General features: G+C 54.2%; 19 protein-coding genes and 1 pseudogene. 13 read left to right on the top strand and 7 right to left on the bottom strand.

The genetic code is table 11. The features are described from left to right. From QM579_RS06305 to dxs, 7 genes are all read left to right on the top strand, one after another. Positions 1-611, top strand: a 611-nt coding sequence (locus QM579_RS06305) for a flavodoxin-dependent (E)-4-hydroxy-3-methylbut-2-enyl-diphosphate synthase (protein WP_414998323.1), incomplete at its 5' end; no start/stop codon positions are given. After that, entirely contained in the window at positions 611-2,335 is a 1,725-nt protein-coding gene (locus QM579_RS06300; RefSeq protein ID WP_414998322.1) for a proline--tRNA ligase, read from the top strand. The genes QM579_RS06305 and QM579_RS06300, both read left to right, overlap by 1 nt. A 117-nt stretch (positions 2,336-2,452) precedes the next feature. After that, positions 2,453-3,958: an exodeoxyribonuclease VII large subunit gene (xseA, locus tag QM579_RS06295; RefSeq protein WP_414998321.1), complete on the top strand. Its 1,506-nt coding sequence runs from the start codon at positions 2,453-2,455 to the stop codon at positions 3,956-3,958. 59 nt (positions 3,959-4,017) lie between these two features. Beyond that, complete coding sequence (locus QM579_RS06290; protein WP_414998320.1) at positions 4,018-5,010, top strand: M23 family metallopeptidase; 993 nt, start codon at positions 4,018-4,020, stop codon at positions 5,008-5,010. A gap of 5 nt (positions 5,011-5,015) precedes the next feature. Beyond that, complete coding sequence (gene xseB / locus QM579_RS06285; protein ID WP_414998319.1) at positions 5,016-5,300, top strand: exodeoxyribonuclease VII small subunit; 285 nt, start codon at positions 5,016-5,018, stop codon at positions 5,298-5,300. Positions 5,301-5,315: 15 nt separating this feature from the next. Continuing rightward, complete coding sequence (locus tag QM579_RS06280; protein WP_414998318.1) at positions 5,316-6,209, top strand: polyprenyl synthetase family protein; 894 nt, start codon at positions 5,316-5,318, stop codon at positions 6,207-6,209. A gap of 19 nt (positions 6,210-6,228) precedes the next feature. Beyond that, a complete protein-coding gene (dxs, locus tag QM579_RS06275; protein WP_414998317.1) occupies positions 6,229-8,223 on the top strand; it encodes a 1-deoxy-D-xylulose-5-phosphate synthase in 1,995 nt (664 codons plus the stop codon). A 187-nt stretch (positions 8,224-8,410) separates the two neighbouring features. On the opposite strand, the gene tilS is transcribed toward dxs, so the two are convergent. The 5 genes from tilS to QM579_RS06250 form a co-directional block, all read right to left on the bottom strand. Beyond that, a complete protein-coding gene (tilS, locus tag QM579_RS06270) occupies positions 8,411-9,526 on the bottom strand; it encodes a tRNA lysidine(34) synthetase TilS (RefSeq protein ID WP_414998316.1) in 1,116 nt (371 codons plus the stop codon). A 146-nt stretch (positions 9,527-9,672) separates the two neighbouring features. Beyond that, positions 9,673-10,008 (bottom strand): hypothetical protein, encoded by a 336-nt coding sequence (locus QM579_RS06265; RefSeq protein ID WP_414998315.1) that lies wholly within the window; start codon positions 10,006-10,008, stop codon positions 9,673-9,675. Beyond that, entirely contained in the window at positions 10,008-11,300 is a 1,293-nt protein-coding gene (gene hemA / locus QM579_RS06260; protein WP_414998314.1) for a glutamyl-tRNA reductase, read from the bottom strand. The genes QM579_RS06265 and hemA overlap by 1 nt, the downstream gene beginning before the upstream one ends. Before the next feature lie 13 nt (positions 11,301-11,313). Beyond that, entirely contained in the window at positions 11,314-12,141 is an 828-nt protein-coding gene (locus tag QM579_RS06255) for an inner membrane protein YpjD (RefSeq protein ID WP_414998313.1), read from the bottom strand. Next, entirely contained in the window at positions 12,128-12,853 is a 726-nt protein-coding gene (locus tag QM579_RS06250; RefSeq protein WP_414998312.1) for a precorrin-2 dehydrogenase/sirohydrochlorin ferrochelatase family protein, read from the bottom strand. The genes QM579_RS06255 and QM579_RS06250 overlap by 14 nt, the downstream gene beginning before the upstream one ends. A 157-nt stretch (positions 12,854-13,010) precedes the next feature. Here QM579_RS06250 and QM579_RS06245 point away from each other — a divergent pair, with 157 nt between their 5' ends. Continuing rightward, entirely contained in the window at positions 13,011-14,318 is a 1,308-nt protein-coding gene (locus QM579_RS06245; RefSeq protein ID WP_414998311.1) for a glycosyltransferase family 9 protein, read from the top strand. Between the two features lie 16 nt (positions 14,319-14,334). Beyond that, positions 14,335-15,669 (top strand): CgeB family protein, encoded by a 1,335-nt coding sequence (locus QM579_RS06240; protein WP_414998324.1) that lies wholly within the window; start codon positions 14,335-14,337, stop codon positions 15,667-15,669. Between the two features lie 122 nt (positions 15,670-15,791). On the opposite strand, the gene QM579_RS06235 is transcribed toward QM579_RS06240, so the two are convergent. Continuing rightward, positions 15,792-16,904, bottom strand: a complete 1,113-nt coding sequence (locus QM579_RS06235) for a hypothetical protein (protein ID WP_414998310.1) — start codon at positions 16,902-16,904, stop codon at positions 15,792-15,794. Positions 16,905-17,100: 196 nt separating this feature from the next. On the opposite strand from QM579_RS06235, the gene ybgF reads away from it, so the two are divergent. The 4 genes from ybgF (at position 17,101) to QM579_RS06215 (ending at position 22,126) form a co-directional block, all read left to right on the top strand. Continuing rightward, positions 17,101-18,567, top strand: a complete 1,467-nt coding sequence (ybgF, locus tag QM579_RS06230) for a tol-pal system protein YbgF (protein ID WP_414998309.1) — start codon at positions 17,101-17,103, stop codon at positions 18,565-18,567. Between the two features lie 2 nt (positions 18,568-18,569). Then, on the top strand, positions 18,570-19,883 hold the full coding sequence (gene dprA, locus QM579_RS06225) for a DNA-processing protein DprA (RefSeq protein ID WP_414998308.1): 1,314 nt from the start codon (positions 18,570-18,572) through the stop codon (positions 19,881-19,883). Beyond that, positions 19,880-21,022, top strand: coding sequence for a tyrosine recombinase XerC (locus QM579_RS06220; protein ID WP_414998307.1), 1,143 nt, complete (start codon positions 19,880-19,882; stop codon positions 21,020-21,022). Before dprA ends, QM579_RS06220 begins: the two co-directional genes overlap by 4 nt. Positions 21,023-21,208: 186 nt before the next feature. Continuing rightward, the gene (locus tag QM579_RS06215; protein ID WP_414998306.1) at positions 21,209-22,126 is read left to right on the top strand and encodes a manganese-dependent inorganic pyrophosphatase; all 918 of its coding nucleotides are present in this window, start codon (positions 21,209-21,211) and stop codon (positions 22,124-22,126) included. Between the two features lie 248 nt (positions 22,127-22,374). On the opposite strand, the pseudogene QM579_RS06210 reads toward QM579_RS06215, so the two are convergent. Continuing rightward, positions 22,375-22,653, bottom strand: a pseudogene (locus tag QM579_RS06210) (hypothetical protein); the annotation flags it as partial.

Genomic DNA, 22,653 nt, shown 5'->3' with positions numbered 1-22,653 from the left:
CCCTCGGCCATGTGCGCCTGCTTGAAGCGCGCGGTTTTTACGATACCAAAATTTCTCTTAAGTCTTCGTCTGTGATGGACACCATCACGGCTTACCGATTGTTGGCCAAGGCCTGCGATTATCCCGCTCATATTGGCATTACAGAAGCTGGCGGGCTCATGCGCGGCACGGTAAAATCTGCTGTGGGGCTGGGGATTCTGCTGCATGAAGGCATTGGCGATACATTACGCGTATCCCTCACTGCCGACCCTGCCGAAGAAGTGACCGTAGCTTGGGAGATTTTGCGCGCCCTTGGGTTGCGCTCTCGCGGTCCGGAAATTATATCCTGCCCGACCTGCGGAAGAACTGAAATAGATCTTTTTTCCCTGGCGCGCGCTGTTGAAGAGCGTTTGGCCACATCCACCGCCAATGTCAAGATCGCTGTTATGGGCTGTGTGGTCAATGGGCCTGGCGAAGCTCGCGAAGCTGATCTTGGCGTGGCCGGGGGGCGAGACAAAGGCATTATTTTCCGCAAGGGAGAGATCGTTCGCTCCGTCAAGGGGCAGAGTGCCTTGCTGGCTGCTTTTATGGAAGAATTGCAATCACTGCTTAACGAAAAGGAAAACATCTAATGCGCTTCAGCTCCTGCTATATTCCCACGCTCAAGGAATCTCCGTCCGACGCGGAAGTGGTCAGCCACAAGCTCCTGTTGCGGGCGGGCATGGTTCGTCGGCTTACATCAGGGCTGTATATCTACTTGCCCCTCGGGCTGCGAGTGATTGAAAAAATTGGCCGCATTGTGCGCGAAGAAATGGAGAAAGCCGATTTTCGCGAACTGCTCATGCCGATGGTTCAGCCCGCCGACCTTTGGAAAGAAACGGGCCGTTGGGAGCACTACGGCAAGGAACTTCTGCGTTTTAAAGACCGTAACGAGCGCGAATACTGCCTTGGCCCCACGCACGAAGAAGTCATTACCGACCTTGTGCGCGGCGAAGTGCGTTCCTATCGTCAGTTGCCCGTGCGGCTGTATCAGGTGCAAACCAAGTTTCGTGATGAAATCCGTCCGCGCTTCGGCCTTATGCGCGGGCGCGAATTCGTCATGAAGGACGGTTACTCCTTTGACGCCAATACCGAGGGTGCTGAAAAAAGTTACAAGGCTATGTACGACGCGTATATGCGCATATTCCGCCGCCTTGGTCTGCGCTTCCGCGCTGTGGAAGCCGACACTGGCTCCATTGGCGGGAATTTTTCGCACGAATTTATGGTGCTTGCCGACACTGGCGAAGACACCATTGCTTTCTGCCACGGATGCGAATACGCCGCCAACGTTGAAAGGGCTGAAGTCGTCTGGAAGGGTCAACCTGCTGCAACGGCTTGCCCGGCTATGGAAGAAATCGCCACGCCGGGTGCGCACAGTGTGGAAGAAGTGGCGAACATGCTTGGCGTGCCCGCAAGCAGCATCGTCAAGACGATGCTTTTCAAGGCTGACGGTCAGACTGTGGCCGTGCTGGTGCGTGGCGACCGTGAAGTGAACGACATCAAGCTCAAAAATCTTATGAAGGCGCAGGAAGTTGAACTTGCCGATGCCGCCACTGTGCAGGCAGTAACTGCTGCTCCCGTTGGCTTTGCTGGTCCCGTGAAGCTTGGCGTGCCCATTTACGCTGATGCCGAACTTCAGGGCGGTACAGATTATGTGGTAGGAGCTAATGCAGCCGATGCCCATATCAAGCATGTCGATCTCAAGCGTGATGTTGCAGTGACTGCCTGGGGCGATTTGCGTACCATTACCCCTGAAGATCAATGCCCCCGTTGCGGTGGCCGTATGGAGCTGACCAGAGGCATTGAAGTGGGGCATATCTTCATGCTGGGCTTGAAGTACAGCGAAGCAATGCATGCCGTGTTCCTTGACGAAAATGGCAAGGAACAGACTATGATTATGGGCTGCTACGGTATTGGCGTTTCCCGCGTGGCCGCCGCTGCCATTGAGCAGAACCACGATGAAAACGGCATTGTCTTCCCGCCGCCAGTGGCTCCCTTTGAGTGCATTTTGCTTAACCTTGATCCGCGCAGCGATGAAGTTAATGCAAAGGTTGAAGAAATATATGCCATGCTGCAGGGCATGGGCGTGGAAGTGCTGATGGATGACCGTGAAGAACGGCCCGGCGTCAAGTTCAAAGATGCTGACCTGCTTGGTATTCCTACACAGATTGTGGTGGGCGGCAAGGGCCTTGCCCGCGGTATCGTGGAATGCAAGGACCGCCGTACGGGCGAGAAGAGCGAACTTTCCGCTGACAACCTTGAGCAGGACTTTGCAGCCTGGATTGAAAAAATCCGGCAGGGTTGGGCCGACCGGTAATATGTTTCTGGTTTGAAGTGGCTGCTTGGTGCGGCTTTTTGTAATGTTCACGCCAAGCAGCATTTTGTAATGTCTGGGCGACTCAGGGCGGAGTTTGCCCCTGGGTCGCCTTCTTTTATGACGCGCAAGAGGCTACAGAGCACGATGCAGGAAGCCATACTGACAGTTCGCGAGCTCACGGAGCAACTGCGCAAGAGCCTTGAGGGGCGCTTTCCCTTTGTTTGGGTGCGGGGCGAGGTTACAAATTTTTCTCGTCCCGGCTCAGGGCATGTCTATTTCAGTCTCAAAGATCAGGACGCGCAGTTACAGTGCGTCTGGTTCCGGCATATGCAGCGGCAGACAGACCAATCGTTCGACCCGCTCACGGGGGAGGTTTTTGACAAGCCAAGACCGTCTCCTCTTGAGCTGCTGCGTAATGGCCTGGATGTTCTTTGTGCTGGGCGCATCAGCGTGTACGCGCCACGGGGGCAGTATCAGCTTGCTGTGGAATTGGTGCAGCCCGCTGGCAAAGGATTGCTGGCCCAGGCGTTTGAAGAAAGTAAACGCAAACTGGCCGGATTGGGTTATTTCAGTCAGGAACGAAAGCGAAAGTTGCCCTGTGACCCGCAGCGTGTAGCCCTGATCACTTCACCCACCGGGGCGGCCATCCACGATTTTCTTGAACTGGCCCGTATGCGTGGCAGTGGTTCACGCATCCGCCTGTTTCCGACGCTGGTGCAAGGGGCAGAGGCTGCTCCTGCCATCACACGCGCACTGGCAGAAGCCAATGCTCAGAATTGGGCGCAAGCCATCGTACTCGTGCGCGGGGGCGGCTCTTTGGAGGATCTGTGGGCCTTCAATGAAGAAAGCGTGGCTCAAGCCATATTTGAGTCCCGTTTGCCTGTGCTGGCAGGTATCGGGCACGAGGTTGACGTTACCCTGGCGGACATGACCGCCGATATGCGCGCCGCAACGCCAAGCCATGCCGCCCAATTGCTTTGGCCATTACGCGCAGAGCTTCATCAGCGCGTGGATGAAACATGTTCAGCCTTGCGCCGTGCAATGGAGCGACGCCTTGAACTGGCGGGGCAAAGTTTGCGTGAGTGTGAAAAAGCTCTTGCCTGGTTTTCGCCACAGCGCCACCACGAACGTCTTTATGAGCGTCTTGATTCGCTGGGGGCGGCGTTAGACCGGGCTGGCCGTCATTGGCTGGATGACAAACTGCAGAAGGCAGATTCGCTTGAGCGTGCCCTGCGCAGTGCTTTGGGCCCAGAAAAATTGGATATTTTCAATGCAAGGCTGGAGCAGCTTTCTGCCCGCCTGCAAGCGGCGCTTCCCAGGGTTGTGGCAGACAAGGAACGCACGCTGCAACACGGTATTTTGCGTTGGCAAAGTACGGCCCGTACTTACGTAGCCGAGCAGTTACGCCGCCTTGACGCCCTGAGCATGGCGCTGGAAGCGCGCGATCCACTCATGCCCCTTACGCGGGGGTACGCGTTGGTCTGTACATCCGCTGGTCTTGTACGTTCGGTGGACCAGACTTCACCCGGGGCGAAGATTGAAGTACGTCTGGCTGATGGCAGCTTGGCTGCCATAGTAAGTGACGTACAGCGTGCCAAGAATCGAAAGCGAGAAAAATCATGATACGTTTTTTACACAAGATAGTGCCATGCCAGCATCGGCTCAAGACAATATGGAGATTGATGCCAACTCTCATGATGCCCTTGGTTCTGGCATGTTCTTCTTTGCTGATTGTGGCAGCATTGGGGGGAAACCCGGCCTTTGCGGTTCCTCTGATCAGCCTTGAAGCCCCTGCCACTGTGGCCCGGGGCGATGCATTTGTTGCTCTGGCAGTCAGCAAAGAACCAGTTCAGAGTTTCAGCTTCAAATGGATGGGCAAAAATTACGCAGCCACAGCGTATGCTGGCGAAGCATCTCCAGGAGCAGAAAAAAAATGGCAGGCTGTCATATTGCTGCCCGTGCCTTTAGATGCCAAAGAAAATGATCTTGCACTTGCCGTAGCGCCCATAACTGGCCAGACAGGCGGCAAAAAGCCAGCGGCAGCAGGGCAGATTGTTACGCAAAGCATACGCCTTTACAACAAAGACCGTCCAGTTCAGCAGCTTACAGTGGACAAAAAGTATGTTGATCCTCCTGCGGCACAGATGGCGCGTATAAAGGCCGACAGGGAGCTTGTGAGCAAAACTCTTGCCCAGTACTCACCCGAGCGCCTGTGGACTCTGCCCTTTGAGAGGCCGGTGTCCGGCGACGTTTCGAGCCTCTTCGGACTCAAGCGGGTTTTTAACGGGCAACCGCGTGGTCTGCATAAGGGGCTGGACCTGAGAGGGGCAGAAGGAACGCCCATTTTGGCCTGCGCAGATGGTAAAGTGGCTTTGACAGGCGATTTGTACTTCTCGGGCAATGTGGTGTACATCAATCACGGCGAAGGGGTCTTTACCGCATATCTGCATATGTCTAAAGTTCTGGTTGAAAAAGACCAGCTTGTCCGCAAGGGAGATGTTATTGGTCTGGTCGGGGCTACGGGCCGCGTCACCGGGCCGCATTTGCATCTCTCACTCTTGGTGCAGGGTGTGTCGGTTGATCCGCAGCCCTTTATTCCCGCTGCTGCTGGCAGTGAGAATAAAGCTCCGAGCAGTGCGAATCAGCCTTCTCAAGCCCCAAAAATGGGAAAGTAGACAGCATGAGCGCCAAAACAGAAAACCAATTTGAAAAAAAACTGGCCCGGTTGCAAGAAATTGTGGCCGCGTTGGAATCTGGCGATCTGCCTTTAGAAAAAGGTATGACCTTGTATAAGGAAGGAGCGGGGTGCGCGCGCTATTGCCGCCAGCAACTCGACAAGGCACGCCACGAGCTGGAAGTGTGGCAGGACGATCAGGCTCGCCCTATGCAGGGCCAAGGTATTCGTACTGATGAAGGTTTTAGTTCATATCCCGATGATGAAGCTGAAGAAGCCGAGGAAGCGTAGGAGGCTCAACAGGTGATGATGCCAGTACCCAGGATGAAGGAACTTTTGCGCGAACGCGGGCAAATGGTGGAATCCTATCTTGCCACCTGTTTTGACGGGCGTCCCATTCCACAGCGTCTCAAGGATTCCATGCAGTACAGCCTTCAGGCCGGAGGCAAACGTTTGCGCCCAGTGCTCTGTTTGAGCACCGCGGCCATGTGCGGGCTGCCCCTGCAAGATACGCTGCCCTTTGCATCGGCCATTGAAATGATTCACACCTATTCTTTGGTACATGATGACCTTCCGGCTATGGACGATGACGATCTCCGGCGTGGCAAGCCTTCAAACCACAAGGCTTTTGATGAAGCTACTGCCATCCTTGCCGGTGATGGCTTGCTTACCGATGCTTTTTTGATGATGTGCCGCAGCCCGTTGGCTCCGCCTCGTGTATTGCGCGCTGTAGGCGAGCTGGCTCTTGCGGCTGGCTCTTCAGGCATGGTGGGCGGGCAGGAATGGGACATGATATTTACCGGAAAGGCCGATATAGCCCTTGAAGAGCTGAAAGGCATCCACGCAATGAAGACAGGCGCTCTGCTGCGGGCATCCTGCGTGTGCGGGGCCATGCTGGCCGGGGCTTCCGACGAGGAGCTTGCTGCCATTGGCTCTTATGGTGCAGCGCTGGGCGTTGCTTTCCAGATTACCGACGATATTCTCGATGTGGTGGCGGATACCGCTACGCTTGGCAAGCCCGTAGGCAGCGATGCTGTTCAGGGCAAAAAGACCTATCCTGCTTTGCTGGGGCTCGAGAAGAGCCGCGTCCTGGCTCAGGATCAAGCCGAAGCTGCCAAGGCCGCTCTTGCCGCGTTCAGCGGCCCGGAAGCGGAATTTTTACTTGCTCTGGCCGAATATACGGTCAATAGGGCGGCCTGATATGCTTGATGCTCCCAAAATGCCAACACCCGCTGACTTAGCAGGGGATGGACAAAAAACAGACAAGGGCGAAACAGCCACAGCCGAGCAAAATCTTTCTCATGATGGTGCTCAATCTGAATCTCATGTTTCGCTTTTGGACAGTATTGAGCGTCCTTCGCAATTAGGGGAAATGAGCGAGCCTCAGCTTGAACAGTTGGCTGCAGAAGTGCGCCAGCGGATTATTGAGGTGGTTTCGCGCACTGGCGGGCACCTTGCCCCTTCGTTGGGCGTGGTGGAGCTGACACTGGCTCTTCTTTCAACTTTCAATATTGAAAAAGACAAGCTGGTGTGGGATGTAGGGCATCAGGCCTATGCGCACAAGCTTCTCACAGGCAGGGCGCGCCAGTTTGATACCCTGCGTACCTTTGGTGGAATTTCGGGCTTTCCGCGTATGGCTGAAAGCCCCTATGACCACTTTGGCGTAGGGCATTCCTCCACATCCATATCTGCTGCTCTGGGCATGGCATTGGCCCGGGATCTTTCCGGGCTCAGACATCATGTGCTTGCCGTTATTGGTGATGGCTCCCTGACTGCCGGTGAAGCCTTTGAAGGCCTAAACCTGGCCGGGCATATGGGGCGGCGGCTCATTGTGGTGCTCAATGACAATGAAATGTCTATTTCGCCAAACGTGGGCGCGCTTTCATTGTTCCTGAGCCGCACGCTGTCGCGGCGCTGGGTACGGCAGACCCGCAAGGAAGTGCTCAATTTTTTGCGCTCCATACCACGCATTGGCCAAAAGCTGGCCGTTTACGCTATGCGCGGAGAGTGGAGCTTCAAGTCTTTTTTCACCCCCGGTATGTTGTTTGAAGCTTTTCGTTTCAACTACATTGGCCCTGTAGACGGGCACGATCTCGGAAGCTTGCGCCGTCACTTACAGATGGCCGCGGCTGTGGAAGACGGCCCGGTGCTGCTGCATGTGCGTACCCAAAAGGGTAAAGGTTACGCGCCAGCAGAAAAAAATCCCACGCTATATCATGGTGTTGGCCTGTTCACCCCCGAAACGGGGCAACCTGTTCCGTCTACAGCCAAGGTGCCGTCCTTTACTGGAATATTCAGTAAAACCCTTGTGGAGCTGGCTGAAAAGGACAAGAGAATTATCGCCATCACTGCCGCTATGCCGGAAGGGACTGGAACAGACAGTTTTCGGGAGCGCTTTCCCGATCGGTTTGTGGACGTGGGCATCTGTGAGCAACACGCGGTAACCTTTGCAGCTGGGCTTGCCAGCCAGGGCTACCGCCCGGCTCTGGCCATTTATTCTACCTTTCTTCAGCGGTCCTATGATCAGGTGGTACACGACGTCTGTATCCAGAACCTGCCAGTAACTCTTTGTGTGGATCGCGCCGGGCTTGTGGGAGAAGATGGAGCCACCCATCATGGCGCTTTTGATATCGCCTACTTGCGGCATATTCCGCAGATAAGCCTGCTGTCTCCTCGTGATGAAGACATGCTGCGGCACTGCTTGCACACATCACTCAATCACGATGGCCCCTGTGCTCTGCGTTACCCGCGGGGAGCAGGATTTGGCGTCCCGCTGGACGGCTTGCCGCGTCTTTTGACTCCCGGCAGAGGTGAAGTGCTTCAAGACGGTGAGGGTATTGCAATTGTTGCTGTGGGCAGCCGGGCTCATCCTGCGCTTGAAGCAGCAGCCCAAGCTGAACAGGTGCTTGGCATTCGCCCGCTGGTTTTTGATCCTATATGGCTCAAGCCTTTGCCCCAGGAACAACTTGCCACCATTGCCCGCCGCTTTGACCGTATTCTCTTTGTTGAAGAAGGTGTGCTGGCTGGTGGTTTTGCCTCTGCAGTGCTGGAGTTCTATGCAGATAACGGCCTCATGCATGGGCAAAAAATCAAACGCTTGGGATTGCCCGATAGCTTTGTGGAGCACGGCAGCCAGTTGCGTTTGCGCGAACTGGTCGGGCTTCGCACCAAGAATATTGCCGAGGCCATCATAGAACTGGCGAAGCAGAAATAAAAATAACTTCAGAATTATTTTGATTACGGAAAAAGAGATCGCAGGTGGTCTCTTTTTTTTGGTTTGATTGATAGCGCTTTTTTGATGTTAAATAATCAATGCTACGGATTTGTGGATGTAAGGCAAGAATAGGCAAAGGAAAAGCAAAACAGTTGCAGAAAGCGGTTGGTGGCAGGCGTAGTGGCTTCTATGAGGCGGGCCGACTAAAGGTAATAGCTCCCCCTTTGAGGTAAGCTTCAAAACCGCCAGGCAGTTGAAAACGGGTATTGCCGTGTCCTTGCGTAAGGGCCTCATCCAGAGCCAGCAGGGTGCTGGCCCTGCCTTGGGCTGATGTTGTTAGTTGTGGTAACTTTGAAGTTACAGCATCAGTTGAAGTTAAACCGTCTGCACATAAATGCTGCACCGCACGCATATAAAGGCGCAACCGGGCCGCCGGGTGCAGAGCTCGCAGCAGAGTGCGGGGCAGAAGTATGGATTTGCCAGTTGCCGGGCATCCCTTCTGGTCCTGTTTTACTTTCTGCCAGGGATGAGCAAGCAGCGCGGCATCAAGAAGTTTTTCCCAATAATCTTTGTCCATTCCGGCAAGTTGCCACATGTGCCCCATGCTACGGTCCAGCGCGGGATTTTCCGCCCGCAGCAGTGGTAAAACCTGAAGCCGTAGTCTGTTCCGGCGATACTGCGTGCTCTGGTTGCTCGCGTCTTCGCGCCAGCTGAGTTCGCACTGTACCAGCAGCTGTTTCAGGTCATCAGGGCAGCAGGTCAGCAGCGGGCGTAGGAGGTGCCGGTTGTCATCTCTGGCGGGCATACCCCCAAGAGAAGGCCAGCCAGCGCCTCGAACCAGGCGTAGCAAAACATCTTCGCTGAGGTCTTCACGATGGTGACCCAAGGCTATAAAGTGGGCATGCTGGACAAGTCGTTCTTCCTCCAGCAAGGAGTAGCGAATGGAACGTCCAGCTTCTTCTTCACCTACATGATGTTTTGCCGCAAAGCCTTTAACATCCGCTTTGCGCACAGAACACAGTATGCCCAAAGCTTGGCAGACAGCTTGCGCGTGGGCCGCATCATCTTCTGCTTCGGGCCGCAGGCCGTGGTTGATGCTTAGCGCTGAAAGGTGCAAATCCAACCGTGGGGCAAGCAAGGAAAGAATCAGGGCTAGAGCGGTAGAGTCTGCCCCTCCCGAAACAGCCACCACAAGATGTGAACCGCGCGTCAGGTCTAGCTGGCGCAAACAAAAGCGCTCAACTTCAAGACAAAGAAGGGCTGAGGCTCGGGGGAGATTTTGCAGGCAGGGTATTTGTGTCATGCTGTAGCCCTGATTGCGGGCAGCGGTGCGCGGTACTGGCCGATGGCGAGGTAGAATACCGTCATTCATCCGCGTTGCAGATGAGATTGGTCACATGCCCCTGGTAGCGGCGTTTGCACGAACGTTTGAACAATTGCTTGGCAGGATCAGGCGACAATACCAAGGTCTGTCAGCATCTGTTCCAGCCAGGCGATCATGTGGGCGCGCAACTCAGGGGCGGCATAATGCACGCAATCGCACCGCATGCGGTTCTTGGCCCTGACCAGCAATTCCATTCGCAAGGAATCTTCTTCAATTTCGAGGCCGAATACGTGCGGGCCGCAACTTTGCACATGCTCTTTCTGAATTGGAGACAGCATTTCCGCAGGTGCGGGCAGCCAATACAGGCCGTCCATTCCAGATTCAAGCCCCATGTCCTTAAGCGCTGCCACTATTTTGGACATGTCCTCGGGGGCAAGATCATCAATGCCATACCAGCGCATCAGCTTTCCTCCGAATAAATACAGCCTGTTTTATCAAGGTTGAATATACGCCGCATGATACTGATACGCGGGCCGTTACCTTCTTGCGACATGCCACCGTGCTTCAGAAACATAATGGGGTCGTGGTTCAGCTTGCGCACCAGGGAGTTAGCCATAGCTTCCAAGGCTACTCGGGTATTTTCGTCCACCGGGCCAAGCCGTTTGAGTGTCTTGGCCAGTTCTTCTTCTGCAATACTTTGGCTTTTTTTGATCAGATCCACGATGGTGGGCTGCATGTCCAAACTGGCGAGCCATTTAGAAAAATATGTCACTTCTTCGTTAACGATTTCTGCGGCTTTAGCTGCTTCATCCCTACGAGTGGCCAGATTTTCTTCAACAACTTCCCTGAGGTCATCAATGTCATAGAGATAGACGTTGTCCAAACCATTAACATCAGGGTCTATGTCGCGGGGCACAGCAATGTCGATAAAGAACATGGGCCTGTTTTTACGGGCTTTGAGAGCAGCGCGGATATCACGGGCACGAATGATAGGCTCCTGTGAGCCTGTGGAGGTAATAATAATATCCACGTCCAGCAAATAATGCGGCATTTGCTCAAAGGGAATGGCGCGTCCATTAAACTGCTTGGCCAGTTCTTGCCCCCGCACGAGGGTGCGGTTGGCTACCAGAATTTCGTTAATGCCTGACTGAAGCAGATGCATCGCCGCAAGCTCAGCCATTTCACCTGCTCCGACTAGCATCGCCTTATGATCGCGCATGTCGCCAAAAATACGTTTGGCAAGCTCTACAGCGGCGTAGCTAATGGAAACAGCACTGGACGCCACAGCAGTTTCTGTACGCACCCTCTTGGCTACAGAAAAAGCCTTGTGCAGCAATCTGTTAAGGATAACTCCTGTAGCGCGGCTTTTAACTGCATTGCGATAGGCGGTTTTCAACTGTCCAAGAATCTGCGGTTCGCCCAACACCATAGAATCCAGGCTTGAAGCCACTGAAAACAGATGCCGTACTGCTTCAAGGTTTTTATGCACATAGACGTAGGGCTTGAGGTCTTCAATTGCTGTACCCCTTGCCCGCGCCCAATTGCGCATCACCTGCTCGGCCACGTCGCCAGTTCCTGAGGCAAGGACCTCAACGCGATTACAGGTCGAGAGTATGACACTCTCGTTCAACGCATCAGTACATGGAAATGCCCAATGTTCTTCATCGCAGTGGTTGGCTAGGGCGAAGCGCTCGCGTACGTCTACCCCGGCTGTGCGGTGATTCAGGCCAACAAGAAAAATATCACAGTCCATAATTATGCCCGAGTCAGCGCCTGATGAATGCGTGGTGAGTTTCCATAAAGGTGTTCACCACAATGATTGAGAAAAGACAAAGTATAAATATGAAAACAGCCAGCCGCGCAGGCTTTCGTCCACGCCAGCCTTTCGTGAGTCTGTTGTTGAACAGCACAGAAAACATCAACCAGATGACGATGCTGATGACTTCTTTGGGGTCACCCGTTACGGTGGCCCCAAAAACGGGTTTGGCCCAAATGAGGCCAGACAAAATACCAAGTGTGTACAAGGGGTAAGCCACTATAGTGGCAAAGGCATTGATTTTATCAAGCATGGCAAGGGCAGGCATATCTTGCCAAAAACCTTTCATGTACTGCTTGCTCTTTATGCGTGCCTCCAAAAAAAGGAAAAGAGAGCCCGAGGCAAAGGCCAGCGCCATCAGGGCGAGGCTGAGAAAGAGCGTGCCAATATGCAAGGCATAAAAAGACGCCTTGAGATGGGGCGGCACCTGCACCACTGCCTGAAGGTAGGGGGCAGACATTGCAAAAAGCATAAGCCCCAGAGGGGATGCAAAAATAAGCGGCGCTTCCTGTCGAAATTTGCCCCAGGACGCAAGGCCGCACAAAACGATAAACCACGCCATAAGCTGCAGGTAGGCTCCAAGGCTCAGGCCGTCTGGCAACGCTTTATGAAAGCCTGTAGCAAGACTGATGGTTTGAAAAATAAAGCCTGCGGCAGCAAGGCAGCAGCATGTGCGCCGCCAGAACGGGCTGCGCACCATCATGCCAGCAATGCCAGACGCACTTGCCAGCCCGTAGAGCAGTAGCGTGACGCCAGTAGAAAATTCAGGGGAGATCATAAAGTAACTCCGCTATATGAGCGTGCAGTTCCGACGGCAGTTCCGCCAGCAACCACTGGCGGCAGTTTTCCAAATCTCCGTCCTCCAGCCATTGCTGCAGGGGCGAAGCCGCCAAGTTTCGGAACAACTTGGTATTCTGCACTGTCTCGGCATTCAAGGCAAGAACCATTGGGCGCAGCCTGCCCATAAGGGCAGCCATGCGGGCACGTGGTACCAGCCATTGGGTCAGTTCATTCTTCCAGCGCCGGGCAAGGGCAGGGCTAGCGCCTCCGGTGGACAGGGCTGCGGCCAATGGAGCGCTGCGCGCCACCGCTGGCACCTGAAAGCTTCCCTCGTCAGGGGCACTGGCGCAGTTACACAATACTCCCTGACTGCGGCACAGGGCGGCTATGCGCTGATTTTCTGCAATACTGCCTGTGGCAGCGAACACAAGGGCTTTACCGTGCATGTCGTCTGCTGTGCAGATGCGGCGCTCAAGACGCACCCGACTATCGTCCAGCATATTGAGCAGGATCGAGTCCTGCGGTGTCGATGCATGTGGATCAAGCACCAGCACCGAAGCGGGATCACAAGCCAGAAGTCCGGCCAACTTGCGCTGTCCTACTTGACCCAGCCCTACCAGCAGGCAGTGTAGCCCGGTGAGAGAAAGAAAGAGTGGGTACAGGGTAGTTCTAGGCGCGAAAGTTTCCATGTGGGGTCCGGTATGAATCATGATGCGGCTATATTAAGATGACGTATTGTACAGAAGGCAGAAATTTTTGCAAAGTCCCTTGCTCTTGCTTCCGCAAGTCTATTGCCGTACCCTTCATTATCGATTGATATTGGCGGCGGGCGCGGCGATACCGCAATTGCTGTCAATGACAACCGAAATGCCTACTGTAAAAACAGGAAGGGATATGGCGGCTTTTTTGGTCATTCAGGCAGCCCGTTTTGGCGATGTAGTGCAAACCGGGCGGTTGTTGCGCGGTCTTGCACGGCAGGGGCAGGTGCACCTGGCCGTTGACGCAGGGCTGGCACGCCTTGCTCGTTTAATCTATCCCTTTGCCACTGTGCACAGCCTTGCTTTGCACAACTGTCATGAACATGATGTTCTGCAAAAAAATATACGGGTACTGGCCGATTGGCGAAGCTGTAATTTTACTGCCATCTACAACTGTAATTTTTCTGGAATAACAGCGGCCTTATGCCGCATGTTTGAACCAGAGATCGTGGTTGGCTACAGACCTGTTGCAAATGGCATATGGCGTTCACCCTGGGCCAGGATGGCCATGCAACTGACTCGTCAGCGTGTGCTTTCATCACTAAATCTTGTGGATTTTTGGGCTCATTTCGCTTCCGACACGTTGGCGCCTTCTGCTGTAAATCCTGTGGCTGTCCCAGGTGGCGAGGGAATTGGTGTCGTTCTCGCCGGGCGTGAATCGCGGCGTTCTTTGCCCGTACCTGTGCTGGCCGAGGTTGTGCGTACAGCTTTTGCAGCTATGGGAGGGCCGCGTGTGCGCCTGCTCGGCTCCAATGCTGAAAAGGACGTGGCCCGTCGACTTCAGCGGCTTTTGCCTGCGAGAATGCTGGATCGTGTGGAAGACCTGAGTGGCAAAACTGATTGGCCGGGACTTGTTGATGCCGTCAAAGGCCTGGATGCTCTGATTACTCCTGATACGGGCACAATGCATCTTGCTGCGCATCTTGGCGTGCCCGTACTGGCTTTTTTTCTCTCTTCAGCTTTTGCACATGAAACAGGGCCGTACGGGCAGGGGCATCTGGTCTGGCAGGCCGAACGCCATTGCGTCCCTTGTCTGGAATCGGCTCCATGTCCATATAATACGGCCTGTCTTGAGCCTTTTCGCAGTCAGGATTTGTTGCGTTCCCTGACTCTTGCCCTTACAGAGGGGACGAAGCGGGTGAAACTGCCTGATGGTTTGCAACTGTGGCGAAGTCACATCGACTCGTTGGGAACAGTGTTGCGGCTTGAGGCTGGAACTGACATGCATGCAGCCAAGCGTACTCAGGTGCGAGAATTTTTGGCCACTTATTGTAGCGTATCTTCTTTGGAACAGATGGGCGATGTTTCCAGTAAAATGAAATTTACTGATGGCGGCGGCTTTGGCAATGCCTGGCTGTTTGACGAGTGGTTGTGCCGTGACGTGGACTGGATGCTGCCGCCCGACAGATACTGTTGATGTGGAGAATATGTTGATGCTGTCTGCCCCTCTGAGAATTCTCGTTGTTTTACCGATGTATGGCGGTTCTTTGTCCATAGGAAGATACTGCGCGCGCGCCTTGGAAGAAATGGGGCACAGTGTGCGCACTTTTGAGGCTCCGCTGATGTTTCCGGCTTTTACGGGATTGCAGGGTCTTGGTTTGCCCCCGGCGCAAACAGCGCAACTGGAAAATTCCTTTCTGCAGGTTGTGTCACAGGCTGTATGGGCGCAAGTACAGGCACAGGAGCCGCATCTGGTGCTGGCCTTGGCTCAGGCACCAATGGGCCGCAGTCTTCTTCAGCGGCTAAAGAGAGCCGGAGTACGCACGGCCATGTGGTTTGTTGAAGATCACACGGTATTTCAATACTGGCAGGCCTATGCGCCGCTGTACGATGTTTTTGCCATTATTCAGAAGCAGCCTTTCATGAATCAGTTGGCAGAAATTGGGCAAAACAATTTTCTTTACCTGCCGATGGCAGCTCATCCAGATTTTCATAAACCCATTGATCTCAGTGCAGAAGAGCGGCGGGAATACGGCGCAGATATTGGATTTTTGGGGGCCGGATATCCCAATCGCAGATTGGCTTTTCGTCCCTTGCTAGGCCGCAATTTCAAAATATGGGGTTCGGATTGGGAAGGCGAAAGTTTGTTGGCTGCCCACGTACAACGGGGGGGCGCACGTATTGATGCCGCAGAGAGCGTAAAAATTTATAATGCCACCAAGGTAAATCTTAACCTGCATTCCAGCCTGCAAACTACGGATTTGGTGAGCCAAGGTGATTTTGTTAACCCCCGTACATTTGAGCTGGCTGCCATGAACGCTTTTCAGCTTCTGGACGAGCGCAGTCTTTTATCCGATCTGTTTGCTCTGGGTGAACTGGCCACCTTTGGTACGATTGAAGAGTTTTATGCCAAGATTGACTACTTTCTTGCGCACCCGGAAGAAAGAGTCGCCTATACTACGCGGGCGCGGGAGCGGGTATTGCGCGACCATACCTATACGCGTCGCATGCAAACCCTGCTGGAGTTTATTGCTGAGCGTATGGGCCCCTGGCCTGAAGCTGAGACTGGGGGGCAGGCGCATTACGAAAGTGACGGACAGGCTATTCCAGCGGCCTCATTAACGCAGTCATTACCGTCCGGTCTGACGCCGGAACTGGCGGCAGACCTGGCCTCCACCATGTCGCGCACGGTTGAGCACCTGGGCCTTGGCCCGCATGCAGATTTTGATTCTGTGGTTACAGCCCTCAGAGCCAGATCAGGTGTTCTTGACGAAATGGAAACCTGCCTGCTCTTTTTGGATGAATGGCGCAAGCAGTACACTAAATAGTTCTCAAATAAAAAACCCGCTGAATGCGGGCTTTTTATTTGCAAAATAAGGCGAGGATTTTCAGTTCTGCAGTTGAGCATGAAAAACTGTCACATTGTTTCGGTAAAGAACAATGTTGTCAGCTATTCAGCACCGCTCTTGGGTGACGCTTGCGGCGCAGTCTGCTGGTCCGCTTCAGGCGCTGCATGCGGATCAGTTTGCGGCAGTGGTTCAATAATAATTTCCTGCGCTGTTCTGGAAGACAGGGTGGAAAGATTCGTTACCTGAGAATAGTAAGGAAGCATGAAGGCCATTGCCGTCAGCAAGGCCACCACCAGCGTAAACTTGTGCCGCATAGGCGCACTGCTGCGGCCCACGATTGCCCAAAGAACCAGAGGTACAAGCCACACCAGTACCTTTACGCTTTCGCGCAAGGCATTTTCAATGGTGAAGACGCCTCCCTGCCACGCTTGCTGTATTTCTGCCACGGTGGAGGCAAGAAAAATCAACCAGAAGATGGTCCAGGTATTGCGCGCCCACACGGCGCACCAAGGCACCATAATATTATAGTGGTCACGCCCAAAATCATCACGCTGTCGACGCATAGTCAGCCATAAGGCTCCGCTGCCAGCCGACATAGCTACAATCAGGGGCAGGGTCCAGTACAAAGAGCACCAGAAGGGTGAAAGCCAGCCGGGAAAAAAGATATCGCCCAAGGTGATAATAGTGGCGTCGGGGCGCACATAGGCGCTGATCATGCGGGCGGAGCCCAGCGTAACAACAACAGCGATACAGCCCTGGATGCTGCTGATTATGCCCATGACAATGTGCAGGATCGGAACTTTTACAAGAAATTTCCACAGGGCGAAGTAAAGACTGCTGATCAGCACAGCCAAGCCCAGCAAAATCCAGCTCAGCTCGACCATAAAATCTGGCAAGGAGTCTGGCGTGTAGGAACCCTGCACAAAAAACAGCCACACGCGCCCCGCAACAAGCAGAATCCAGCCCAAAATCATTGCCAGCTGCGCCAACTGCCGTGCGCATTTATCGTATGAAGAGCGCTTGCGCGTTATTGATAAGATCCTTGCCGTGGCCGATATAAAACCAAGCCCCGCAAAGGCCAGCAGAGTAGCCAAGGCCAGAGTTACGCATAGATTATCAAGGCCTGCCTGCAAAAAGGGATAGGCCTGCATCCATTGGCGCGGCAGCTCCATCCAGGCGGACAACTGGCCCAATACATCCTTAAAGAAGTTCATCGGGCACCGCCTGTGGTACGGCGTGGCTTCAGAACAGAAACACTCATGGTTGCTCCTTATAATCTTGCGCTGGCTTGGGAAGATACGCTATGGTCTAGGAAATGTGTACAAGCCTGTATTTGCCTTAAAAATGCCGGGGCCGCAAGGGTTCTTGAAATATGGCCGGGCTTGGGGCAAAGTTGCGGTGGGAGACGTTATGAAAAAACTTTTTGCTGTTCCCTTGGCTTGCGTTGTTTTAGCGGCAGGCTGCGCTTCATCTGCACAGATGCGCCACGTAGAAGATAAAGAAACTGCCAGCCAAAGAACCTTGCGCGAAACCGATCAGCGGCTACGCACTTTGGAGCAGAGCGTGGCTACTCTGGACAGTCAGATGGCGCAGCTCAAGAACAGAACTTTTGAAGTGCGCACCCGTGGCGGCCAGAAGACCAGCATGACAGTTGTACCCATTTTGCCGCCAGCCCCATTGCCAGTGCCGTCTGTAGCAGGAACTTCTGCGGCTGGGCAGAATGGTGCAGGCACTGCGGAAGCATCTTCTGCAAGCCCGCACCAGCGTGAAGTAGCCCTGGGGCAAAACGGGCCATCTGTAATCTCGGCTCCCGCCTCTGGCACTGGAACGCCAGTGGCTCCAATGCCTTCACCTGTCCCTGCGGCAAAGGAATCTCAGCCAGCCGCTGCAGCACCTGCAGACAAGGGGTCGCAGTCTGTTACCCCGGCGTCAGCTCCCGCAGGTTCGCCCAAGGGAAGAGTTATTGATCCTGCGACGCAGCCGACCTCTTTTCCGCCTGCCACCCCCGCTACTGCACCACAAGCTGCGGCTACACCACCAGTTCCCGCCAGTTCTCTCGCTGGCAGGACTGTCACGGCGGGTCCCAACGGACAAGTGGGCGCTCCCGGCAAGAGTATTGCCCCTGTTAGCGGAACAGGGGCCGTGAGTGTTGGTTTGCCCCCTGTGGCGGCTCCTGAGCCAGCTGTGCCGCCTGCCGTAAACCCGGCTAATTTTGCAGCGCAAAATGCCAATCAGCCTGTTGTTCCTGCCAGTTCGGGCAAGGGCGATCCCGCTGGCGGCAATACTGCTGTGCCTATTCCGGCCTTGCCGCCTTCAGCGCTGGCGCTGCCGCCTGAACATCCCGGTCTGCCTCCTGTGGAAGCAGCAAGCCCTGCCGTGGTACCTCTTGCGCCTGCATCGCAAGCTACCTCCCAGCCAGTGACTCCAGCAGAAGTAAAACCCTCAGCGGCCGTTAATGCGGCTGCCCCGACGAATCTGCCTCCACAACAGGCCGGCAAGCCGACCAAGAATGAAAAGGCCGCGTACGAGGCAGCACTCAAGGTTATGACAGCAGGGCGCTCTGCCGAAGGTATAACCCGGTTTGAAACCTTTTTGCAGGAATACCCTCACGGGGGATATGCCGCCAATGCAGAATACTGGATAGGCGAGGGCCTGTATGCTCAGGGCAAGTATCAGGATGCCCTTAACCAGTTTCGTAAGGTTGATGCATCGTATCCGCAGCATCACAAAAATGCAGATGCCCTGCTCAAGACAGGCATGAGCCTGAGCCGCCTTGGCGATAAGGATGCGGCGACGCAGGCGTACAAGCAATTATTAACGCGTTTTCCCAACTCCGAAGCTGCCCGGATAGCCCGGTCACGCGGGCTGGCACGTTAAGTATGCCCGAAGGTTTCTCTTGGACGGAATTGAATGAAGAGGCTCGCACGGAGTATTGGGCCAGTCTGGCGTTGCGCCACTGTGCTGGCCTTGGGGCGCGCTCATGCTCTCGTCTTTTGCGCACCTTTGGATCAGCGTATGCTGCCGTACAGTCACGACAGCGTTGGCGTGAAGCGGGCCTGAATCAAAAACAGGCCGCTGAGATGGCCACTGGCTCATGGCGCGTCACAGCCCGGCAAGAGTGGGACAGGGCGCGTGATCTTGATGCCGACATCCTGCTTTGGACGAATCCCTTATATCCACCTTTGTTGCGTCAGTTACCTGATGCGCCTGTGCTGCTGTATTGTCAGGGGGATATGTCGCTTTTTCAGGCACCAGCGTTTGCAATAGTAGGATCCCGGCGGTCTACGGACCACGGCAGAACTGTAGCCGCCCATATGGCCCGGTGTCTGTCATCCTGCGGCGTTACCATAATCTCCGGTATGGCGCTCGGCATTGACCGCGTTGCCCACGAAAATGCTCTGATGCGCATTGGGCGCAGCATTGGCGTTCTGGGCACGGGCATTGACGTGATGTACCCGCCGGGAAACAAAACTGTTTTTGACAGTATGCATCAGCATGGCTTGCTGGTCTCGGAGTTTATGCCTGGAGCACAGCCCTTGCCTGAGCACTTTCCCATACGTAACCGCATCATCAGCGGCCTCGCACTTGGGGTTCTGGTGGTGGAGGCTGCCAGCCGTTCTGGAAGTCTTATTACCGCCCGATTGGCTCTGGAACAAAACCGCGAGGTTTACGCCGTGCCCGGTCCGGCGCTGGATTCGCACTGCATGGGCTGTCAGGAGCTCGTGCGGCAGGGCGCACGCCCTGTTTTTAGTGCAGAAGACGTCTTGCATGATTTGGCTGAACAGTTGCGGCCTTTTGGCATCAGTCAGGCCAGTTTGAGCGAAGATGAAAAAAGCGTGCAGGAAAATACCGCCGATACGCACGGAAGTGAAGCAGAAGGTGAAACTGGCTGTTCTGCCTCATCCAAGAAAAGATCCAGCAAAAAAAATAATAAAGAAGACAGCAATACTGCGCAGACTGTTACTCCTGCCTTTCAGGAACAGCCCCGTCTTGATGCAGCGGAACAGCTTGCTCCAGCAGAGCGCAGGGCCTTTTTGCTGGATTGTTTGCGCCAGCGAGGGCCCATGCAGGCTGACGATCTGGCATGTACCCTAGACATTGCTGTATCAGAACTTAACGCCATGCTGGTGGGGCTTGAAATGCTGGGGCAGGTGCGAAGGCTGCCGGGAGCCCGGTATGAGGCCGAAAAATGAGCGAAAAAAAACTGAAACAAGGCAAGAGCGCGTATCGGTTAAGAGGTGTCTCTGATCCGGCTGCTGGTTCTCGCTCCGCAGGGGATGCAGCAGTATTGCCTTCTGCCGGGCATTCTGAGGGGCCCGCGTCTGATGCTCCATCTGAGCTTTCATCCAGAGCGGCAGGCATTGCTGGAAGTGATGACAAGGCCAAACCTGATCGTAGTACGCTGTTTATTGAAGCATTTTTAACCTGGATGGCTGTGCAGAAAGGGGCTTCAGAAGCAACACTAAAAGCTTATGGTGTAGATCTGGCTCAATTGGCTAATTTTTTGCGAGATCAGGGCGTCAATCTCGCGCAGCCGCAAACCGTTACTCGCCGGCATATCCAGGCTTTTTTGGCGTGGCTGTTCCGTAAGGGCGAAGCCAAAAGTTCTATGGCGCGCAAGTTGGCGGCGACCCGCTCCTTCTTTCGTTTTCAGCAGCGCGGTGGTAGAGTGACGGAAAACGTGGCCGCTCAGGTGCGAAATCCGCGTCAGGAAAAACGCCACCCACGTGCCCTTAATGTGGATGAAACTTTTGCTTTGCTGGATACCTCCTCGGGGCCTGCTGGCGCAAAAGGCCCAGTTTCTGGAAACGCGGAGGAAGAGCGCACTCTTTGCAGGGATCTTGCCCTGGCTGAGCTGCTATATGGCTCTGGCTTGCGCATTTCTGAAGCTTTGAGTTTGAATGTTGACGATGTGCAGCTGTCGTCGCGCGTGTTGCGGATTATGGGCAAAGGATCAAAAGAAAGGCTTTCGCCACTGTCAGACACATCCTACACAAGTCTCAGGCAATGGCTTGAAGAACGCCCCTTTCTGGCGCAATCAGAAGAAAACGCTTTATTTGTCGGCACGCGTGGCTCCCGCCTTAACAGAAGGGAGGCCGCCCGAATAGTGGAACGTTTGTGCCATCGTGCCGGGCTGTCATTCGCCGTTTCGCCTCACAGCTTGCGGCACTCCTTTGCAACTCATTTACTTGAAGCCGGAGCAGACATGCGCAGCGTTCAAGAATTGTTGGGACATCAACGCCTTACAACCACACAACGCTATACGCAGTTAAGCCTTGAACGACTTATGCAAACCTACGATCAGGCTCACCCACGGGCCTTAAAAAAATAAAAAAATCACGAGCTATTTTTTAGTTTGTAATTTCAGTATATTAAAGTATTGTTTCTTATGTGCTTTCGTTGTCTGTGTCAGGAAAATTTCCATGAGGCGCTTGGCATGAACAGCACTTTGTGCTAAAGAGAACAAATCGGTCAAATTAAACCGCATACCTGAACCATACCGGAAGGAGAGACAGTCATGTCTGCATTAGTTCTTGGTCACATGAATCCTGATACCGATAGCATTGTTTCCGCCATTGTCGCCGCTGATCTGTACAGCAAGCGCGGTATGGACGTCACCCCGGTTGCCCAGGGCGCGCCCACTCCCGAAACCGAATTCGTTCTGAAGAAGTTCGGCCTTACTGCTCCGCAGGTTATCTCTGACGTGGCTGGCAAAGATGTGTATCTGGTTGACTACTCCGATCTGGCCCAGGCCCCCAAGGGCATGGATTCCGCCACTGTGCTCGGCGTTGTCGACCACCACAAGCTTGGTGACGTGACCACCTCTGCGCCGCTGGAAGCCTGGATTTGGCCCGTAGGCTGCACCAACACTGTTCTCAAGAACATGTATGACTTCTACGGCATTGAAATTTCCAAGAGCCTTGCTGGCGCTATGCTTTGCGCCATCCTGTCCGACACGGTTATCTTCAAGTCGCCCACCTGTACCCCTGCTGATAAGAAGGCCGTTGAAGAACTGGCCAAGATCGCAGGCGTGAGCGATGTGGTGTCTTTGGGCATGGAAATGTTCAAGGTCAAGAGTGCCGTTGACGGCACGCCCATGAAAGATCTCGTCTTCCGCGACTATAAAGATTTTGACATGAACGGCAGCAAGGTCGGCATTGGTCAGCTTGAAGTTGTTGACCTGTCCATCCTTGAGCCCGTAAAAGCTGGCCTGCAGGCCGAAATTGAAAAGGTTAAAGCTGAAGGCCGTCACAGCGTGTTCCTGCTGCTGACCGACATCATGAAAGAAGGTTCAGAAATGCTTATCGTATCCGATGATCCTTCCGTGGTGGAAAAAGCTTTTGGCGTCAAGGCTGAAGGCAGCACCGTTTGGCTGCCCGGCGTGATGAGCCGCAAAAAGCAGGTCGTGCCCAACTTTGAAAAGGCCTTCAAATAAGCTACTAGGTGAAATGATAAAAAGCCCCCGGTGTCCAGCACCGGGGGCTTTTTGTATGGATTAGCCAGTTGAGCGGGCAGTGTGCAAAGCAAGAAACCATTTACTATGAGGAGGGGCTAAGACTACGCCACACAAGTCGTTCATAAGCATATGTAGGCTGATTTTATTTATGAAATCCCAATATTGTATTGCTTGGGCAGAGTGTTCACATGAAATAAAAGCTTTGGCTGCGGTCAATGGGCAAAAAATTAATGGTCAATCCAGATGAGCATCGCTACAAGTGCCAAACAACCCGTGAGAACCATATAGGCCTGTCGTGTGCGAAGAGAGAGTACGGCTCCCAATAGAGCAGCTACATAGAGGGCAGACCATGTTACCGCACGCAGGGCAGGCAGGGTCTGGGTATTTTGTAGGGTGCGAACTAGACTGAAGATCACTACGAAGCAGAGGCAGTAGAGAGTGATCTGCAACAGGCTTCTATGTAGATACGAGAAAAAAAGAGCTGTCCCCGGGGCAAGCCCGCCGGG

The organism is Desulfovibrio sp., from assembly GCF_047607245.1.
In the GTDB taxonomy this organism is placed as follows: Bacteria; Desulfobacterota; Desulfovibrionia; order Desulfovibrionales; family Desulfovibrionaceae; genus Desulfovibrio.
Note: the sequence above shows the minus strand (reverse complement) of the source record. Positions and strands in the feature narration are given on the sequence as shown.

Bases quoted from the DNA above. Each gene is read 5' to 3' on its own strand.
- xseA (WP_414998321.1), top strand. From the start codon at position 2,453: ATGACGCGCAAGAGGCTACAGAGCACGATGCAGGAAGCCATACTGACA.
- QM579_RS06265 (WP_414998315.1), bottom strand. From the start codon at position 10,008: ATGCGCTGGTATGGCATTGATGATCTTGCCCCCGAGGACATGTCCAAA.
- QM579_RS06255 (WP_414998313.1), bottom strand. From the start codon at position 12,141: ATGATCTCCCCTGAATTTTCTACTGGCGTCACGCTACTGCTCTACGGG.
- dxs (WP_414998317.1), top strand. From the start codon at position 6,229: ATGCCAACACCCGCTGACTTAGCAGGGGATGGACAAAAAACAGACAAG.
- xseB (WP_414998319.1), top strand. From the start codon at position 5,016: ATGAGCGCCAAAACAGAAAACCAATTTGAAAAAAAACTGGCCCGGTTG.
- QM579_RS06245 (WP_414998311.1), top strand. From the start codon at position 13,011: ATGCCTACTGTAAAAACAGGAAGGGATATGGCGGCTTTTTTGGTCATT.
- QM579_RS06290 (WP_414998320.1), top strand. From the start codon at position 4,018: ATGCCAACTCTCATGATGCCCTTGGTTCTGGCATGTTCTTCTTTGCTG.
- QM579_RS06250 (WP_414998312.1), bottom strand. From the start codon at position 12,853: ATGATTCATACCGGACCCCACATGGAAACTTTCGCGCCTAGAACTACC.
- QM579_RS06235 (WP_414998310.1), bottom strand. From the start codon at position 16,904: ATGAACTTCTTTAAGGATGTATTGGGCCAGTTGTCCGCCTGGATGGAG.
- ybgF (WP_414998309.1), top strand. From the start codon at position 17,101: ATGAAAAAACTTTTTGCTGTTCCCTTGGCTTGCGTTGTTTTAGCGGCA.
- tilS (WP_414998316.1), bottom strand. From the start codon at position 9,526: ATGACACAAATACCCTGCCTGCAAAATCTCCCCCGAGCCTCAGCCCTT.
- QM579_RS06215 (WP_414998306.1), top strand. From the start codon at position 21,209: ATGTCTGCATTAGTTCTTGGTCACATGAATCCTGATACCGATAGCATT.
- QM579_RS06280 (WP_414998318.1), top strand. From the start codon at position 5,316: ATGATGCCAGTACCCAGGATGAAGGAACTTTTGCGCGAACGCGGGCAA.
- hemA (WP_414998314.1), bottom strand. From the start codon at position 11,300: ATGGACTGTGATATTTTTCTTGTTGGCCTGAATCACCGCACAGCCGGG.
- QM579_RS06220 (WP_414998307.1), top strand. From the start codon at position 19,880: ATGAGCGAAAAAAAACTGAAACAAGGCAAGAGCGCGTATCGGTTAAGA.
- dprA (WP_414998308.1), top strand. From the start codon at position 18,570: ATGCCCGAAGGTTTCTCTTGGACGGAATTGAATGAAGAGGCTCGCACG.
- QM579_RS06300 (WP_414998322.1), top strand. From the start codon at position 611: ATGCGCTTCAGCTCCTGCTATATTCCCACGCTCAAGGAATCTCCGTCC.
- QM579_RS06240 (WP_414998324.1), top strand. From the start codon at position 14,335: ATGCTGTCTGCCCCTCTGAGAATTCTCGTTGTTTTACCGATGTATGGC.